Below are 16,596 nucleotides of genomic sequence, written 5' to 3' on the forward strand. Positions count from 1 at the left end.
TCGCTCCCGTGCTCGCGACGCGCTCTCATGACGGCGATCCGCCGAGCGAAATCGCCAGTGTCGGACAGGCATCCACGGCCATGCGCACCTGCGGTGCCACGTCCTCGGGCGGATTCGAGTCCACGACCGCGGCCAGATCGTCCGCGCCGACCTCGAATACGCTCGGCGCGATACTCGCGCACAGTGCGTGACCTTCGCACCTGCGCCGATCGATATGTATCTCCATAACTCCTCCGAATACCGATCCGCCGGATGCGCGGGCCGTTCAGATGTACAGGCCGCCGTTGACACCGATGAGTTGCCCGGTGACGAAACCCGCACTCTCCGAACACAAATACGCGCATGCGGCCGCCACGTCCTCGGGTGTGCCCACCCGGCGCACCGGCGTCATCGGCGCGATGACCTCGACGCCGGGGAAGAATCCCGCCTCCGTTGCCTGCCGCGCCATCGGCGTGTCGATGATCGAGGGCGGAATGCTGTTGACGGTAATGCCTTTCGGCGACAATTCCGCCGCCAGTGCCTTGGTCAAACCGATGACACCGCCCTTGGAGGCGACATAGTGCGCCATATTCTTGGCTCCGGATTGCGCACTGGACGAGGAGATCGTGACGATACGTCCCCAACCCGCCGCGACCATATCCGGCACCGCCGCCTGAATACACGCGAACGTCCCGTTCAGATTGACCGCCAGCACGCGGTCCCACTGCTCCCGGGTGATCTCCTCGAACGCCGTGTACTCCTCCACCCCCGCGCTCGTGACCACGATCTGCACCGGCCCGAAATCCTTGCGCACCAAGCGAACCGACGCTTCGATCGAATCGGCGTCGGTCACATCGACCTGGTAGGCGATTGCGCGCAGACCCTCCGCGGCCAGTTCGGCCGCCGCTTTTCGCGCGGCCTCCCCGTTCCGGTCGAACAGTGCCACGCGGTGGGATTCCCGCGCGAGCTTTCGCGCAATCGCCAGACCGATGCCCGAAGCAGCACCGGTGACAATTGCCACGCGCGACGGATTTTCGCTGCGGTTCGTCTCGACCATGGGTATTCCTCGCTCGTCATCTCTCGCCCGCGGCGACCGGAGTGAACTCGATGTGCAACGAACTGAGCCCGCGCAGGACATAGGTCGGCTCGTATTCGAAATTGCGCGCACCCGCCGGGCCGTGTTCGGTTTCGGAAATCCGGATGTCCCGCATCCGACGCAGGATCCGTTCGAAGCTCACCCGGGATTCCAAGCGCGCCAACGGGCCTCCCGGACAGGTGTGGATACCCCGGGCGAACGAGATGTGCTCTCGGGCATTGGGGCGATCGAGGACGAATTCACCCGGATCCTCGAATCGCGACGGATCGCGATTGGCGGCCCCGGGCAGCACCATCACCATGCTGCCCGCCGGAACCTCGACACCCCCCAGCGTTGTGGCCTGGCAGGCGAGCCGGAAATCGGTCTTGACCGGTGCTTCCAGCCGCAGACATTCCTCGACGAAACTGCCGATGCGGTCGGTGTCCTCGCGCAACGCCTGCTGAATGTCCGGATTCTCCGCGAGCACCCGCAGACCGGCGGTCATCAACTTGGCGGTGGTTTCCTGTCCGGCGGCGAACAGGAACGACGCCAGGTGGACCAGATCGGAGATCTCCGGCAGCGATCCGTCCGGGAATCGCGCGGAAGCCAAGGCGGACAACACATCCGCACGTGGCTCACGCCGACGTTCCTCGAGATAGCCGGTGAAGCGGCCGGCCAGGAATTCCAGCGGATTGCCGACCATCACCTCCTCATCGATCGCGCCCGGCGGTGTGCTGTTGGACAGCACCCGCCGGAAATCGGTGTAGTCCTCCTCCGGCACGCCCAGCAGATTGGCGATCACCAGCATTGCGAAGGGCTGCGCGTAGTGGCGCAGGAATTCGGTCCGGCCCTGCTCGGCGAATTCGTCGAGCATGCGATCGGCCTGCACCCACATGAACTCCTCGTTCTCCCGCAACCGCCGCGGCGTGAACAGCGCTTTGAGCAAGTCGCGATGCATGGTGTGCTTCGGCTGGTCGAAGGTGACCATGTGCTCGTGCAGCGGGAACGCTTCGCGGTGTTTCTCGATCAACGCGCCGATATCGCCCTCGGCGGGATCGAACGGCAGGCCCGGGAAGGGCCCGGTCGGGGCGATACAGCTCGAGAAGGTCCCGTGATTGCGGTAGACCTCCACGGCTGCGTCGTACCCGGTCACCGCCATCACGCCGTGGTGCGGCTCGCGCGCCACGGGGCAGCGCGACCGCAGCGATTCGAAGTAGGGATAGGGGTTCTCGACAATCGATTTGTCGGTGAAGAAGTCGATCTCATCGAACATGCTCACGACGGACTCCTGGTGAAGAGGCAGCATCGGCACTGTCGCCGGACGTGGCAGTCGCCTTCGTCCCGGAAGCCGCCCGAGGCCGAATGCTAATCAACTGCTCAGCAATGCTGAGCACATGCTTAGCACACTCCGGCGAGCGCGGTCAAGGTTTCCGGCCCCGACCAGGGTCGCCGGAAGAAGCGCGAAAGTTACTCGTCCACAGCCGTTTCCGTCGGCGGGTCGCCCAGGCGGGCCAGGTGGTCACGCACGAAGGAGAGGGTTTCCTCATGCGCGATCGTCATCCCGAGTGCGCCTTCCAGCGCCATGGTCCGGGACACGCCCGCCATCACGAAGGCGACCACCTCGGGGGGCCAGACGTCCGGATCGATGCGGTGTCGCCGCAGAACGGTTCGCACGATCTCGATTTCGGCCTCGCGGAAGCGACGCGAATAGTCGACCAACGCTTCACGAATCACCTTGCGATGGTTGGCCAGGGCGACGAACTCCATGGTGAGCGCGCCGCGCGAGGCCGCGTCGAGGTCGAACTTCCACAGCGCGCGCAACGGATCCTTCGCAGCCAGAATGGTGGCCTGACGTTCGAGGCCCTCCTCGGCGCGCCGCTGGAAGACCGCGAGGAACAGATCGTCCATGGTCCGGAAGTAGTAGTACACCAGCTGATACTTCAGGCCCGCTCTACGCGCGACATTGCGCGAGCTGACCGCGGCATAGCCCTCCTCGAGCATGAGCTGTTCCGCCGCGTCCAGCAGCACCGTCCGGTTCTTCGCATCGGGCGAACCGATCCGCCGCGTCGATGTCATCGTCCGACCTCCGAATTCCACGTCACCGGAATCCATGATCGCGGCGCACACCCGCCGACGTTCGGCCGGGCACCCGGGGACCGCATTTCCGGCAACGTCACCTATCCGTCGTAGCATGTCCGGCTGCGCTCGGCGGACGCCCCGCCGGACCAGCGACAAGATCACCACACAACTTCCGCAGCCGCCCGAGACACGAGTGCGGAGACACGATCGCGTACCGCTCGGCCGATGACAGGCGTGCTCAGAGAGGATCCGACGACACCGGAATATCGGACCGGGTGCGTTCTCCGTCGACGCCCGTCCCCGGCCACAGCCCGGCGCACGGAAGTGGCGGCAGATCGGGATTCAGATCGTGATCGATCGTGACCGAGGCGTCGGGATGGGCGCGCATGCGCTCGGCGAATTCCTCGGCGACCGCGTGCGGGCACTGGTAGTCCAACTGAATTCCCACCGAACCGAAGACGATGTGCACATGCCGGCGCGAGGTACTCAACACGTAGCGGCCCGCGTCGACCAGGACTTGTAGCGCCGCGCGCCGCGCCCGGCACTCGGTGCCCGCGCAGACTCGGTGACGCTGCATGACCAGGTGGGCCTCGGTAATGGTCAGATCATCCCGCCCGATCGCACACGCGACAACCCGACCGGGCCGCGACTCGCGCGAGCCGACGCCGGATTCGTCCTGCGCGCGAGTCGGCGCCGGTGTGGTGGCGACGTCTGCGGGGTCGATCGTCGCAGTAGTCGCCCGCGGTACGGCCGGGCTCCCGGAACTTTGATGACACATATCGTTCTCTGGCGGGGTGACCGGCTTCGCGCACTCTACGGAGTGCGGTTCCGGCAGGTATAGCGAGGGAGGCTACACCTGACCCGTAGGACTGTCCAGACAGGAGTCCATCGCACTATTCCGTCGACTGGCGTACCGGTTGGTTTTCGGACCGACGTAACAATACTCGTTTCGTCCCGGATCGCAGCCCGGCATCCCACTACGTGGAAGAGATAACGCTCACAGCCCGCGCCGCGTGCTCGACTCCGGCGCCCCTGAGCTCCGACGATCGGTCGTCCTGTCCGCGTCGACTGCCCTATTGTGGCTCGATGAGCGAAACCTCGCGGCGCATGTGGGAATTGATGGAGCCGTACCACGCGGTCACCTACTTCGCGCCGGAATCCCAGCAGGTATGCGAGGCGCTCGGCGCCAAGGGCTTCTGGATGAGCTACTTCGCGCTGCGGGCCGCACCCCTGGGGCCGGTGCCCGCCGAGGTGGTCGTCGCGACGTTCTACAACTTCCATCCGCGCAAGGTCGGGCACGCCATTCCCGCCGCGTGGGCGGCCGCCTCCCCCACGGACTATCTGCGCGCGCGCCGGGAAAGCGTCTCGCAGATCCTGCACCGTATCCTCGGCGACGAGATTCGCTCGCCTCGCCTGACCGAGGCCGCGGAGCTGGCTCGGACGGCCGCCCTCGCGGCTCCGATCGCCGGCCGCGCACTCGGCGCCGCGAACGCCGCCCTGGACTGGCCGAGCGAACCGCATCTGATCCTCTGGCACGCCCAGACGATCCTGCGCGAATCGCGTGGCGACGCCCACGTCGCCGCACTCCTTGCGAGCGGCCTTGATCCGTGCGAGGCCCTGGTCGCATTCGCCGCCGACGGCAAGGTCACGGCCGAGCGCATCCGCTCCTCCCGCAGCTGGACCGAAGCGGAATGGAGTTCGGCAACCGACCGTCTCCGCGAACGCGGCCTCCTCGACGACTCCGGCGCCCTGACCTCTGACGGCCACGCGCTGCGCGCCCGGGTCGAGCACCAGACCGATCACGCCTCCCAGCAGCCGTGGAACACTCTGGGCCCCAATGGAACCGAACGCCTCGCGGAACTGGTCCGCCCGCTCGCCCACACCATCGCCGGCAGTAACGCCTTCGCCGAAGACAATCCGATGGGCCTGCCGAAGCCCGCCCGAACCAGCCCTCCCGAGACCGACACCGAACGGGAATAGCCTGCGCCACACCAGTAACTGCCCACCCAACCCCGGACTCCATACCCCCGCGTGGTGGTGACAGCGCTGTCCCGCTCACCCGGCTCGGCGACCGCGGCGGCATCCGCGACGGTCACCCGCACCACGACCGCGAACAGTCACACGATCACCGATCCCGTCAGCGCGACGGAACCGTTGGGCGCGGAGCCGGCACCGATGCCCCAACAGCTGTGAACACCAGATGCGTGGTAATGAGGTGACGACGAGGGCCGCCCCTGGCCGAACTGCGGCCCGAGAGCCGTTCGGGTAGACCCGTTTCCGTCACTATCAGCCGAGTTCGGAGGGTACGCGCGGACTCGACCGCGCGGGACCTGGTGTAATCGGCTGTACGGCAGTCGATCCGCGACGGAGCTGCCGCTGTCCGGTCGTCGCCACTGCACCGCCACTCGCTTATTGCGCTGTGGCACAATCGAAGCCGGACTTCCTAGGCTTGGGGAAGAGTTCGAGGGAGTCGGCGGTGCAGCAGCGGTTTCTTTTTCTTCTGATAGCGATCATCGTCGGCGCGTCGATCTATGACTACGGCAGGAGCGCGGGACACTACGGACTGGTGGTCGTGGGCGGGGTGTTCGCGCTTTTCTTGCTGGTTGACAAGGTCATCGGCTGACCGGCGTCGCTCGGCGGGCCCGAGACCGCGATCGGCCAGGGCTGCCCCGGTGTCGGCCGGGTCGGTGCGCCTCGGCGAACATGGAGCCATGGCAACTGTGTTACCGACCTTCGAGCAGGTCCTCGCGATACCGGATCCCACCGAGGCGACCGTCACCGCGGACCTCATCGATCTGAACGGCCACATGAATATCGTGCACTACCTGTACCAGGGGTCGGTCGGTGCGGACGCGATCATGCAGCGCTCCGGATTCGATCAGTCCTATCGATCGGAGCGGGGCATGGCCCTGTTCACCGCCGAACACCATCTGGCCTACCTCAGCGAATTGCGCGAGGGCGACAAGTTCTCGGTGCACGCGCGCATCCTCGGACGCACGGACAAGGCGGTTCACCTGATGACGTTCCTGCTCGATCGCACCCGGGAGCGGCTGTCGAACACCCTCGAGATCATGCTGGTGCACGTCGACCTGACAACACGCCGCGCCGCCGCCATACCGGACGATATCGCAGCGGGACTGGACAAGTACATCGACCGATCCGCCGCCCTGGACTGGGCCGCGCCGATCTCCGGGGCGATCTCGCTGCGTCGGTGAATACGCTGCGCGGCCTCCCGGGTTCGGGCGGCTCGCTCGACCTACGAATCTACGACGCCCGACCGGCATAGCCCGCTCGGACCGACGGATCCACCGATGGCATCTCGGAATCAGGCCGTGGGCACGGCGATTCGATCGCTCGGGTCCGAGTTCGTGGTCGTCGCGGCCGGCTCTCGTCCGGTCCGGCGGTCGGATTGCCGTGCGATGACCGGGATTCCGCCGGGACCCGGAGCGAACACATCGGTTGGGGCAGACCCTACCGTCACGGTCGGCCGGTTCGGACCGCCCGTGTCCACGCGGCGCCCCGCAGTAGCCGCAGACCGTTCAGGCCGACGATGACGGTGGAACCTTCGTGGCCGGCCACACCCAGCGGCAGAGGCAGTGTGCCGAACAGATCCCACAGCACCAGGATGCCGATGAAGATGGCCGCGATGATCAAATTGGCGACCACGACGCGACGGGCTCGCCGGGACAGGGCGATGACAGCCGGCACGGTGGTGAGGTCGTCCCGGACCACGACGGCGTCCGCGGTCTGCAGGGTGAGATCGGACCCCGCGCCGCCCATCGCGATGCCCGAGTGCGCCGTGGCGAGGGCCGGGGCGTCGTTGATCCCGTCGCCGATCATGGCGATCCGCGTCCCGTCTGCCTGCAGGGCGCGCACCGCCTCGACCTTGCCTTCGGGAAGCAGATCCGCGCGAACGTCGCTGATCCCGACCTGTTCGGCCAGGCGCGCGGCGGTGGCGGCGTTGTCCCCGGTCAGCAGCACCGGAGAGCCGCCGGTCACGCGTGCGGCGGCAACGACGGCGGCCGCGGCCTCGGGGCGCAACCGGTCACTGAGGGCGAGCACGCCGATCGGCCGGTTTTCGCAAGTCACCACCACGGCCGTACAGCCGCGGGCCTGGATCTCCGCCACTGTCGTGGCGGCGGCATCGAGCCCGTCCGTCCCGGCGGGCAGCGAGGTCATCGATCCCACGGCGACGCGTCGTCCGGTCACCAGCGCCGAAACGCCTCGTCCGGGACGAGCGGCGAATTCGTCCACCGCGGGCAGTTCGAGCCCGCGAGTGCGGGCGGCACGGACGACGGCCGCGGCGAGCGGATGTTCGCTGGGATGCTCGACCGCGGCGGCCAGCCGCAGGATCTCATCGTCAGTGAACGTTGTTTCCACACAGTGGATTTCGACCAATTCGGGAGTGCCGTGGGTGAGCGTGCCGGTCTTGTCGAACACCACCCGGTCGACGGTGCCCAGCTGTTCCATCACCACCGCGGATTTGGCCAGCACGCCGTGCCGGCCGGCATTGGCGATCGCTGCCAACAGCGGCGGCATGGTCGCCAGGACGACCGCACACGGGGACGCGACGATCATGAACGTCATCGCGCGCAACAACGCCCGCTGCACGGAATCCCCTGCCAGCAGCGGAATCACGAATACCGCGATCGTCACCGCCACCATGCCGAGCGAATACCGCTGCTCGATCTTCTCGATGAACAGCTGGGTGCGGGCCTTGGTTCCGGCGGCCCGATCGACCAGGGCGGCGATCCGCGCGACCACCGAATCCTGCGCGCGTCGGTCCACGCGGATGCGCAATATGCCTGTGCCGTTGAGAGTTCCGGCGAACACCTCGTCACCGGTGGTCTTGTCCACCGGTAGCGGTTCGCCGGTGATGGTGGCCTGATCGACCTCGCTACCGCCGCCGATCACGGTGGCGTCCGCGGCGACGCGCTCACCCGGGCGCACCAGCACCACATCGCCCACCTCGAGGTCGGCCACCGCGACCGTCTCGTCCGCGCCTCCGACGCCGACGCGGGTCGCGGTCTCGGGGGCCAGATCCAGCAGTCCGCGCACGGAATCCTCGGTGCGCGCGGTCGCCAGGGCTTCCAGGGCGCCAGAGGTGGCGAAGATGACGATCAACAGCGCGCCGTCGGTGATCTGCCCGATCCCGGCCGCGCCGATCGCGGCGACCACCATGAGCAGATCCACATCCAGGGTCTTGTCCCGCAGGGCTCGCAGCCCGGCCAGGCCCGGCTCCCACCCGCCCGCGACGTAGCAGGCCAGGTAGAGCACCCACCACGACCAGGACGGCAAACCAGCCAGCTGCGCCGCCAACCCCAGCAGGAACAGCACCGAAGCCGCAGCGGCCCAACGCATTTCCGGCAACGCGAACAGTCTCGTGCGCCGCACCGGAATCCGGTCGGCGGCCGGGGTCGCGCGAGGCGGGGAAAGTATCGGTGCGGCCACGGATCACCTCCAGGAGCGGGTACTGCCGACCGAGCCCACCATAACAGAAAATATGAAGATGTCTTCATGTGTGCCGGGTCGGAGTAAACTGCCTCGGCATGGGACACGGAGTCGAAGGACGCGACCGGCCCGTGACGCGTCTGGACGCCGATGCCGCCGCCCACGTGGCCAATACCCTGCAAGCCCTCGCCACACCGAGCAGGCTGCTGATTCTCACCCAGCTGCGCCAAGGTCCCCTGCCGGTCACCGAACTGGCCGATGCGGTCGGCATGGAACAGTCCGCGGTCTCCCACCAGCTCCGCCTACTGCGCAACCTCGGCCTGGTCGTGGGCGCCCGCGCCGGACGCAGCATCATCTACAGCCTCTACGACAACCACGTCGCCCAGCTTCTCGACGAGGCCGTCTACCACAGCGAACATCTCCGCCTCGGACTCAGCGACCGACCCGAGACAGCTGGTTGACCCCGCCCCGGACGCGCAATCCGTCCGAAAACGCCCCGAAGCCCTCCCGACGCGGCACATTTCGGACCCAGCGGGCGGGCGAAGAGCCACTTACCCCGCCGTAGTGCATCATTCAAGTGCACGACCCACCCGGCCGGGCGGCGCCGGCCGCACCCCGGACCGACAACCGGAGCCCAGGAGAACCGATGCTGCAAGTAGGCGACACCGCGCCCGATTTCGAACTTACCGATCAGCACGGCGAGTCCGTGCGACTCGGCACGGTGCTGGAGAAGGGGGCCGTCGTGTTGTTCTTCTATCCGGCCGCGCTCAGCCCGGGATGCACCAGGGAGGCATGCCATTTCCGCGATATCGTCGGCGAGTTCGCCGACCGTGGCGCGACGATTCTGGGGATCAGTGCCGACGATGTGGCCAAGCAGAAGCGATTCGACGACGCGCACAAGTTGGGCTATCCGCTACTGGCCGATGTCGGCGGGGCGGTCGCGCGGGAGTTCGGGATCAAGCGGCTGATTCCCGGCCTGCCCGCCAAGCGCGCCACCTTCGTCATCGGCGCCGACAAGAAGATTCTGGCCGCGGTGCACAGCGAGGTCAATATGAACGTGCATGCCGACAAAGCCCTTGCCGCCCTTGCGAAGTAGTCGCACAGCCCGATGAGCGGGCCGATCGCCGTGCGGCCGCGACGAACACCCGCCCGCACGACGATCGCAACGCTCGAACGACTCGTCTACTCGCCGGATTCTATTGAACTGGAGAGTGTTTCGCGTCGATCGGGCAGATGGACGAGGATCAGTCCGACGGCGGCGATCAGGAAGTTCTGCAGGGCGGCCGAGGAGGCGTCTACCTGCTTGTTCGCCCACATCCGGAACCATTCCCCCGCCACGGTCAGGAATCCGCCGACGAACAGCAGGGTCACCATGATCCAGCCCAGGCTCGCCAGCTTCGCCGAGGTCGCCAGACCGGCTCGCCGACCGCGGGCCAGTCCCCACCAGCCGTTCGCCGCGGCGGCCAGCAACACGAAGGCGATCAGGTACTCCCAGACGACGATCAGGATGTAGGCGACCAGGGCGACGGTGCCGTTGGTCACCGACCGCCAGTCGGTTGCCGGGTTGTGAATGGTGCGGCGCATGGAGAACACTTCGGCCACCGCGTGCCGGTTGGTGTCGGTATCGGTGCAGTTGGTCACCGCGACGATGAGATAGTAGACCCCGGTAATCGTCGCGAGCACCACCACCGCCATGTCACGACTACTCACCACATCGAGAAATCGCTTGCCGGGCAGGCTCATTCGTTCACCTTCCGATTGCTGACAGAACTTGCGGACGCAGCATCGTAGCCACGGCCGGGCCTGCTTACCGTTGCTGACAACAGCAACGGTCCGTGCGGCGGGGCGAGCGCTCGGACTCAGGGCATCGTGATGTGCTCGTTTCGCACGTTCAGCGGGGCGGTGGCCGGGAAGGTGACCGGCAGGGCGGTCAAGGCGCGATGGAAGGGACCGGGGCGCCAGGAGGGTCCGCCCTCGGAGGCGTCGAAGCGAATCTCGGGGAGAGCGTCCAGGAGTTGATCGATGGCGTCCTGGGCGATCAGGTAGGCCAGCGACTGGGCGGGGCAGGCGTGCGGGCCGATACCCCAGGCCAGATGAGCGCGGTTTCCGGTCATTGCGGCCGAGCGGATGGCCGGATCGTTGTTGCAGGCGGCCATGCTGATCACCACCGGTTGATGTGCGGGCAGCCAGATGTCCTCGATCAGGATCGGCTGCCGGGGGTAGCTCACCAGGAAATTCGCCAGCGGCGGGTCGTTGAACAGCACCTCGTCCAGCGCATCGCGCGAGGACAGGTTCCCGCCCAGCACACTGCCGCCGAAACGGTCGTCGGCCAGGACCAGCAGCAGGGTGTTGACGATGAAGTTCAGCTCGAACTCGATCCCGGTCCCGTACACCTGCGAGACGTGGTGCGAGACCTCCACATCGTCCAGGCCCGAAGGGTGCTGCTGCAGCGTCGAGGTGATGTCGTTACCCGGGGTGTTTCGTTTGAGCGTCACCAGATCCATCAGCGCCTGGCCGAGCATCTGACTGCCCTTTTCCGCGTCGACCCCCTCGAGCATGGCCGCGGTGCCGGCGGCGACCTGCTGGCCGATCTCCGGCGGGCAGCCGAGCATCGCGTTGACCACCTCGAATACCAGGGGGTAGACGTACTGGCTGATCAACTCCGCGCGACCGTCCTGGCAGAAGCCGTTGATCAGCGGAATCGCGATCTCCTCGACGATATCGTGCATCGCGTACAGATCCACCGCCTGCACGCTGGCGGTGATGGCGCGCCGGTACCGGTCGAATTCGGCTCCGGCGCAACGACTCGCCATCGGACGCCATTCCAGCAGCGGCAGGACCGGGCAGTTTTGCGGCACCGTCCGCTGCCACGTTCGCGGATCGGCGGGAAAGTGTTCCGGATCGTTCAGGATCCGCACCGCGGCGCGATAACCGATCACCAGCGTCGCCGGGACGCCGGGGGCCAGTTCGACCGGGGCCAGCGAGCCGTATCGCTTCCGCATCTCGGCATAGACGCGGTGCGGGTCGTCGGCGAATTCGGGGGTGTGCAACGGAACTCGGGGACCGTCGGTATCGGTCGGTGAACCATGGGCGCGCGAATCGTGGGCGACGGGGCACGATCTGGCGCGCTCCTGGGACTGCGGCGTACTCAAGGACAACTCCAGACTTTCGGATTTCACATCTGCTGCAGTACTGCACCGGGTCGAATCATTGCTGCGGCGATCATCATCGAACGCTCCCCGGCAACGACCGGTCGATGGTACAGCCGGGTCCGCAACTATGCGCAAAGGCATCAAAACCGGCCTGCCGGAATCTTTTTCCGTCTTGTCGTGTCATATCAGCAAATGTGCAGGTAACGATGCGGCGCGGTGCGCTCACCGCACCCCCGCCGCTGTCTCGATTGTGACCAATGGCCGATATGTGCAGGGGCACAAGATCTTTACGAGGAACGGCATCGGCGCACCCGCGAGGTGCGAGTGCGCCGATGCCGTCGCGGAAGGGAATTCAGACGCCCAACGCGCCCAGTGAGTCGTGGTCGTCGATCGCGGTGGTGATGCGTTTCAGCAACGTCAGACAGGTCTCGTTCGACTGCATCCTCGGCTGATACGCCGCACGGCCGATCGTGAAAGCCCAAGCGGCATAAGCGAACATCGACTGCTGCCGATACAACAGCCAGGCATCGTCGAACGAGGGCGCGGCGCCTCCGGCCCGCGCCAGCTCCTCCAGATACGCCCGCAACAGTTCACGATCCCAGGCACGCCGGTCCTCGGGCTCGCAGCCGGAATTGACGGTATAGGCGAAGTCGTGCGCCCAGCCGCCGCGCATCACCACCTGCCAGTCCACATATCCCATCCGGCCCTCGCCGGTCCGATACGTCTGCCCGATGTGCGGATCGCCGTGCAGCAGTGTCGCGGGCATATCCTCGGTCGCGATCGCGATGGCCCGCTCGACACCGGCCCACAGCCGGTCCGCCTGTCCGTGCAGGCTCTCGGGGACGACCTCCTGCGCCCGGCTCAGGCCGACCTCACAGCGTTTGCGCATATCGATTGCGGCGAGGTAGGCGTCGAGCATGTAGGCCGGGGTGTTCAGCACCCCGATCGCCGGATTCTCCCAGAACGTCCCGTGCAACCGGGCGAGATTGCGCACCAGATCCTCGATCTGGTCGCGGGCGATCGGCGCGGTCGGCTCGCTGAACACCGCGCCCCGGGTGGCCGCGATATCCTCCATCAGCGCGATGGAGCGCCAGGACGCCGGATCCGACGCGCCCCAGTAGCCGATCGGCGCCTCCATCTCCACGCGCGGCCGGAAATCCTTGAAGAACCGGGTCTCGCCGTCGATCATCTTGCCGCCCCCCAGCAGAATGCGCTGACTGAACGCCGGCGTCGTCTTCGCGAACAGCTCCCGCGGCAAGCCCGCCTCGGTTCCCGCATCGTTGTACTCGACCCGGATCGCCACACGCGTGGACGTACCGCGGCTGCCATTCGAGGTGTCGAAGGACAGCACTCGCGCGTCGGGGACCTCGCGGCACAGCACGGCGGTCAGCCATTCGGGTGTGACGGACTCGCCGGAGACCGGAACATCTTGGAGTGACCGAGCTTTCGGCCGCGTGATCGTCTCGCCCGCCATATGTGCACCGACGGTGACCGATCGCCCGAGCAACCAGAGCTTGTGGTTCATGCGCTTGCCTCGATTCCGAACTACGACAACACTGACGCGCCCCGCCGACCCCCGCCGGTCGGCGCCCGCAGACAGTACCCCATGAGTTCGGAATACGTTGCCCGACAATGATCTTGCCCCACAAGTGCGCTCGGCACGAGAAGGCCTCCCACCGCTGACGAGCGTCGCCGGACGGCATCGGCGACGCTCGATAATACGAATATCACTGTGGCACATTCACATTCGTGTCCACAGGCTCCGAATGCGGTTCTGCTCAACCGGCCCGCGGCGGGAGAATCTCCCCTCCGATGGAACGTATACGCCTCGGGTCGAGTCCGGCCGCCCGCGCGGCGGGATGAGCACAGTACATCAGCGAGCACGTCGTTCCGCCGCCATCGCTATTCGGCCCCCACTTCGAGAATTTTGATCCCATAAACAGAAATGCTGTTCTACATTCAGTAAGAGTCGTGTTCTATCCGTGACGGAAGATTCGACCACGCCCACGGAAGGGAGCCGACATGCCGCATGCACGTCCCGAGGATCTGCCGCCCGGCGGAGGCGGCCGCTGGCCTCGCAGCGCCCAGGGGTTCAGCTCGGAACGCTGGGGCGATATGGAGGTCGGATTCACCCGTGCGGCCGGAGCGCGCGATTGTACCGAGCTCTACCGCGCCGGTGGCATGCCGGGCGGGGTATGCCCTTGCCCGCATTACGGTTACATCTTCTCCGGAACCATCCGGGCCACCTATCCCGGTACCGGCATTCCCGACGAGACCGCCACCTCGGGCGAGGCGTACTTTTTTCCCGCAGGCCATGTCCTGATCTACGAGGAGGCCACCGAGGCGCTCGAGATCAACCCGGCATTCGCTCTGGGGCAGTGCATGGACGCCATCGAACGAGCCGCCGCCCGCGGCGCGAGGTAGCGCTCCGGAGCAGCCTGCTGTGGCTCGGATACGCTGTCCGCCAGATGGTTCGAGCGTCCTCGGGCGCGGTCCCGTTCACCGGAACACAGGGTGTCCGAGACGGTTCGCCGCGCGATACTGGCGCTCATGAGCGTTGACGCGGCTGTCCCGGCCGAACCAGATCTGTCGAGGTACGGCCCGTGGGCGGTGATCGCCGGCGGGTCCGAGGGAGTCGGGGCGGAATTCGCGCGGCAGCTCGCGGGCGAGGGCGTGAATGTGGTGCTGGTTGCCCGCAAGCCGGGGCCGTTGGCGCGGGTCGCCGGGACCTGCCGCGCCCTCGGCGTCGAAGTACGCACGCTCGCGGTCGATCTCACCGACGGCGGGGTCGATTCCGTGCTCGCGGCGACCGCGGATCTCGAGGTCGGCCTGCTGATCTGCAATGCCGGGGCCAATACACACAGCACGGAATTCCTGAACGGAGATCCGCGCGAATTCCGGCGCGTGATCGATCTGAATATCACCGCGACGCTCGCGCTCGTCCACCATTACGGGCGTCTCCTGCGGGATCGGCAGCGTGGCGGCATTCTGCTGGTCGGGTCGCTGTCGGAGTATGCGGGTTCGGTGCGGCACACCGTCTACGGCGGGGCCAAGGCATTCGTGCGCATCTTCGGCGAAGGACTGTGGCTCGAGCTGCGCGAGCACGGCGTGGACGTGCTGACCCTGATACTCGGCGTCACCCGCACACCGGCCATGGAGCGGGTCGGGCTGAACTTCGACACCCCGGGCATGGTCGTGTCCGAGCCCGCGGATGTCGCCCGAGAAGGGTTGGCGCACCTGGCACACGGCCCCGTCCACGTGGTCAGCGGTAACGAGAAGGCCGTCGCGTGGCGCACCGGCCCGGACCGGGCGAGGATCGTACTGACCACGCACAACGCCATGACCGGCCTGCTGAACCGCGAGCCTTCCGCCGATGCGGCCCGCCATGGATGACGCCCTGGCCCGGCTGGAGCGGCGCATCCAGCGCGTCGAGGACGAACTCGCCGTGCTGCGCCTGCTCACCTCCTACGGACCGCTCGCCGACGCGGGAAGCGCCGACGCCGCCGAATTGTGGGCCCAGGACGGCGAATACGACGTGGACGGCCGCCGCATGCGCGGCCGCGACGAAGTGCGCGCGATGATCCGATCCGATGCGCATCAGCGGATCATCGGCACCGGCAGCGCGCACTTCTTCGGCCCGCCGAGTATCAGTGTCGACGGCGACGAGGCCGTCGCGGTCTGTGAGTCGATCCTGGTGCGGCACAACGAGAACGGCCCCTACATCTGGCGCGCCGGGGCACATCGCATCCGGCTGCGGCGCACCGCCGACGGATGGCGCATCGTGCACCGGATCAGCCGCCCGCTGGACGGCAGTGCGGCCACCCGGCAGGTCCTCACCGATTCGCAGGACTGAACGAGCGAGCCGGGACCGGCCACCCCTCGCATATTCCGCCGCGAGGGCCGGGTCCCGGCTGCGCGAGCTCCGACGACCAGCGCCGTCTCCTACCCGCTCATACCCGCACCGCCGGCGCCAGAACCTGTTCGCACCACTCCCGGAAGGTGGTCGGGGTCGTATTCTCCGGAGTCCGGGGCACTCCCTCGTTGATGCCCTCGCTCACCGCGCGCATCATCTCCAGATAACCGCGCACGATCGGCGCCGGCAGCCCGTATCCGGTCAACGAGTCCCGGAACTGTTCGAAACTCTGGTGCACGTACCGAATCCGGCGGCCCAGCACCTCGGACATGGTGTGCGCCATATCGTTCGGCGACAGGTCCGCCGCGCCGAGCACCGGCACCTCGCCCGTGCCGGTCCAGGACCGGTCGAGCAACAGCCGCGCGCCGACCGCGCCGATATCGCGGGTCGGGGCGATGGGCAGCCGCTGGCCCGGGTCGATGGTGTCGGTGAACACACCCTGCTCCCGGATCGAATTCACCTGTCGCAGAAGGTTGTCCATGAAAGTCGGGTTCGCCAGCGCGCGATAGGCCACGCCGGTGCTCGCGATCAGGTCGTCCATGGCCAGCGAGGCGGTCACATGACCTGCGCGGCCCGCGGCGGCCGTGCCGCGCCCGAGCGCCGAGACGCCGACGACGTGTCCGACTCCGTGCGCCGCGAACGCCTCGGCCGCGGGCCGGGTGAACCCGGAGTACATGGCCTCGAGGCTGGGCGCTCGGTGGTCCGACGGCACCAGCCAGAACACCGCGTCCGCACCCACGAAGGCACGGTCCAGCACCTCGCGGTCACCGTGCGAACCGGCGACGACCTCGACCCGATCGCGGATCGCATCGGGCAGCCCGCTCGGATCGCGGACGATGACACGCACCAGCTCGCCGGTCTTATCCTGCTGGGCGACAACGATTTCCAATACCCGGCTGCCGATCTTGCCGGTGGGAGTGGTGATGACGATCATGCTTCGAGTCTCG

The 16,596-nt window shown here is 67.1% G+C and carries 18 protein-coding genes; 8 read left to right on the forward strand and 10 right to left on the reverse strand.

The window, feature by feature from the left end:
* Positions 1-25: 25 nt before the first annotated feature.
* The 5 genes from NV1_RS36755 to NV1_RS36775 form a co-directional block, all read right to left on the reverse strand.
* The gene (locus tag NV1_RS36755; protein ID WP_067902523.1) at positions 26-226 is read right to left on the reverse strand and encodes a ferredoxin; all 201 of its coding nucleotides are present in this window, start codon (positions 224-226) and stop codon (positions 26-28) included.
* 39 nt (positions 227-265) lie between these two features.
* Positions 266-1,036 carry an SDR family NAD(P)-dependent oxidoreductase gene (locus tag NV1_RS36760; RefSeq protein ID WP_067902525.1) on the reverse strand — a complete coding sequence of 257 codons (771 nt, stop codon included), beginning with the start codon at positions 1,034-1,036 and terminating at the stop codon, positions 266-268.
* Between the two features lie 16 nt (positions 1,037-1,052).
* Positions 1,053-2,333: a cytochrome P450 gene (locus NV1_RS36765; RefSeq protein WP_084526394.1), complete on the reverse strand. Its 1,281-nt coding sequence runs from the start codon at positions 2,331-2,333 to the stop codon at positions 1,053-1,055.
* A 188-nt stretch (positions 2,334-2,521) separates the two neighbouring features.
* A complete protein-coding gene (locus tag NV1_RS36770) occupies positions 2,522-3,130 on the reverse strand; it encodes a TetR/AcrR family transcriptional regulator (RefSeq protein ID WP_067902592.1) in 609 nt (202 codons plus the stop codon).
* 241 nt (positions 3,131-3,371) lie between these two features.
* On the reverse strand, positions 3,372-3,911 hold the full coding sequence (locus NV1_RS36775; protein WP_067902530.1) for a hypothetical protein: 540 nt from the start codon (positions 3,909-3,911) through the stop codon (positions 3,372-3,374).
* Between the two features lie 308 nt (positions 3,912-4,219).
* Here NV1_RS36775 and NV1_RS36780 point away from each other — a divergent pair, with 308 nt between their 5' ends.
* The 3 genes from NV1_RS36780 (at position 4,220) to NV1_RS36790 (ending at position 6,348) form a co-directional block, all read left to right on the forward strand.
* A complete protein-coding gene (locus NV1_RS36780; protein ID WP_067902533.1) occupies positions 4,220-5,113 on the forward strand; it encodes an SCO6745 family protein in 894 nt (297 codons plus the stop codon).
* Between the two features lie 496 nt (positions 5,114-5,609).
* On the forward strand, positions 5,610-5,756 hold the full coding sequence (locus NV1_RS36785) for a hypothetical protein (RefSeq protein WP_157117614.1): 147 nt from the start codon (positions 5,610-5,612) through the stop codon (positions 5,754-5,756).
* 88 nt (positions 5,757-5,844) lie between these two features.
* Positions 5,845-6,348 carry a thioesterase family protein gene (locus NV1_RS36790; RefSeq protein WP_067902593.1) on the forward strand — a complete coding sequence of 168 codons (504 nt, stop codon included), beginning with the start codon at positions 5,845-5,847 and terminating at the stop codon, positions 6,346-6,348.
* Between the two features lie 262 nt (positions 6,349-6,610).
* Here the strand turns inward: NV1_RS36790 and NV1_RS36795 are convergent, their stop codons facing one another.
* Positions 6,611-8,584, reverse strand: a complete 1,974-nt coding sequence (locus tag NV1_RS36795) for a heavy metal translocating P-type ATPase (protein WP_067902538.1) — start codon at positions 8,582-8,584, stop codon at positions 6,611-6,613.
* A gap of 98 nt (positions 8,585-8,682) precedes the next feature.
* On the opposite strand from NV1_RS36795, the gene NV1_RS36800 reads away from it, so the two are divergent.
* The gene (locus NV1_RS36800; protein ID WP_067902541.1) at positions 8,683-9,045 is read left to right on the forward strand and encodes an ArsR/SmtB family transcription factor; all 363 of its coding nucleotides are present in this window, start codon (positions 8,683-8,685) and stop codon (positions 9,043-9,045) included.
* Between the two features lie 188 nt (positions 9,046-9,233).
* A complete protein-coding gene (locus NV1_RS36805) occupies positions 9,234-9,680 on the forward strand; it encodes a peroxiredoxin (protein ID WP_067902597.1) in 447 nt (148 codons plus the stop codon).
* Positions 9,681-9,766: 86 nt separating this feature from the next.
* On the opposite strand, the gene NV1_RS36810 is transcribed toward NV1_RS36805, so the two are convergent.
* The 3 genes from NV1_RS36810 to NV1_RS36820 form a co-directional block, all read right to left on the reverse strand.
* Complete coding sequence (locus NV1_RS36810; RefSeq protein ID WP_084526382.1) at positions 9,767-10,327, reverse strand: DUF2165 domain-containing protein; 561 nt, start codon at positions 10,325-10,327, stop codon at positions 9,767-9,769.
* A gap of 116 nt (positions 10,328-10,443) precedes the next feature.
* Entirely contained in the window at positions 10,444-11,736 is a 1,293-nt protein-coding gene (locus NV1_RS36815; RefSeq protein ID WP_067902604.1) for a cytochrome P450 family protein, read from the reverse strand.
* 352 nt (positions 11,737-12,088) lie between these two features.
* Positions 12,089-13,261: an aminoglycoside phosphotransferase family protein gene (locus NV1_RS36820; RefSeq protein WP_067902545.1), complete on the reverse strand. Its 1,173-nt coding sequence runs from the start codon at positions 13,259-13,261 to the stop codon at positions 12,089-12,091.
* A 497-nt stretch (positions 13,262-13,758) separates the two neighbouring features.
* Here NV1_RS36820 and NV1_RS36825 point away from each other — a divergent pair, with 497 nt between their 5' ends.
* The 3 genes from NV1_RS36825 (at position 13,759) to NV1_RS36835 (ending at position 15,589) form a co-directional block, all read left to right on the forward strand.
* Entirely contained in the window at positions 13,759-14,160 is a 402-nt protein-coding gene (locus tag NV1_RS36825) for a cupin domain-containing protein (protein WP_245714113.1), read from the forward strand.
* 126 nt (positions 14,161-14,286) lie between these two features.
* Positions 14,287-15,129 carry an SDR family NAD(P)-dependent oxidoreductase gene (locus NV1_RS36830; RefSeq protein ID WP_067902609.1) on the forward strand — a complete coding sequence of 281 codons (843 nt, stop codon included), beginning with the start codon at positions 14,287-14,289 and terminating at the stop codon, positions 15,127-15,129.
* Entirely contained in the window at positions 15,110-15,589 is a 480-nt protein-coding gene (locus NV1_RS36835; protein ID WP_245714114.1) for a nuclear transport factor 2 family protein, read from the forward strand. Before NV1_RS36830 ends, NV1_RS36835 begins: the two co-directional genes overlap by 20 nt.
* Positions 15,590-15,686: 97 nt before the next feature.
* On the opposite strand, the gene NV1_RS36840 is transcribed toward NV1_RS36835, so the two are convergent.
* Positions 15,687-16,583, reverse strand: a complete 897-nt coding sequence (locus NV1_RS36840; protein WP_067902547.1) for an NAD(P)H-binding protein — start codon at positions 16,581-16,583, stop codon at positions 15,687-15,689.
* Positions 16,584-16,596: the final 13 nt, after the last annotated feature.

Origin of the sequence: Nocardia vaccinii NBRC 15922 (genome assembly GCF_001613305.1) — a bacterium.
GTDB classification, from domain to species: domain Bacteria; phylum Actinomycetota; class Actinomycetes; order Mycobacteriales; family Mycobacteriaceae; genus Nocardia; species Nocardia vaccinii.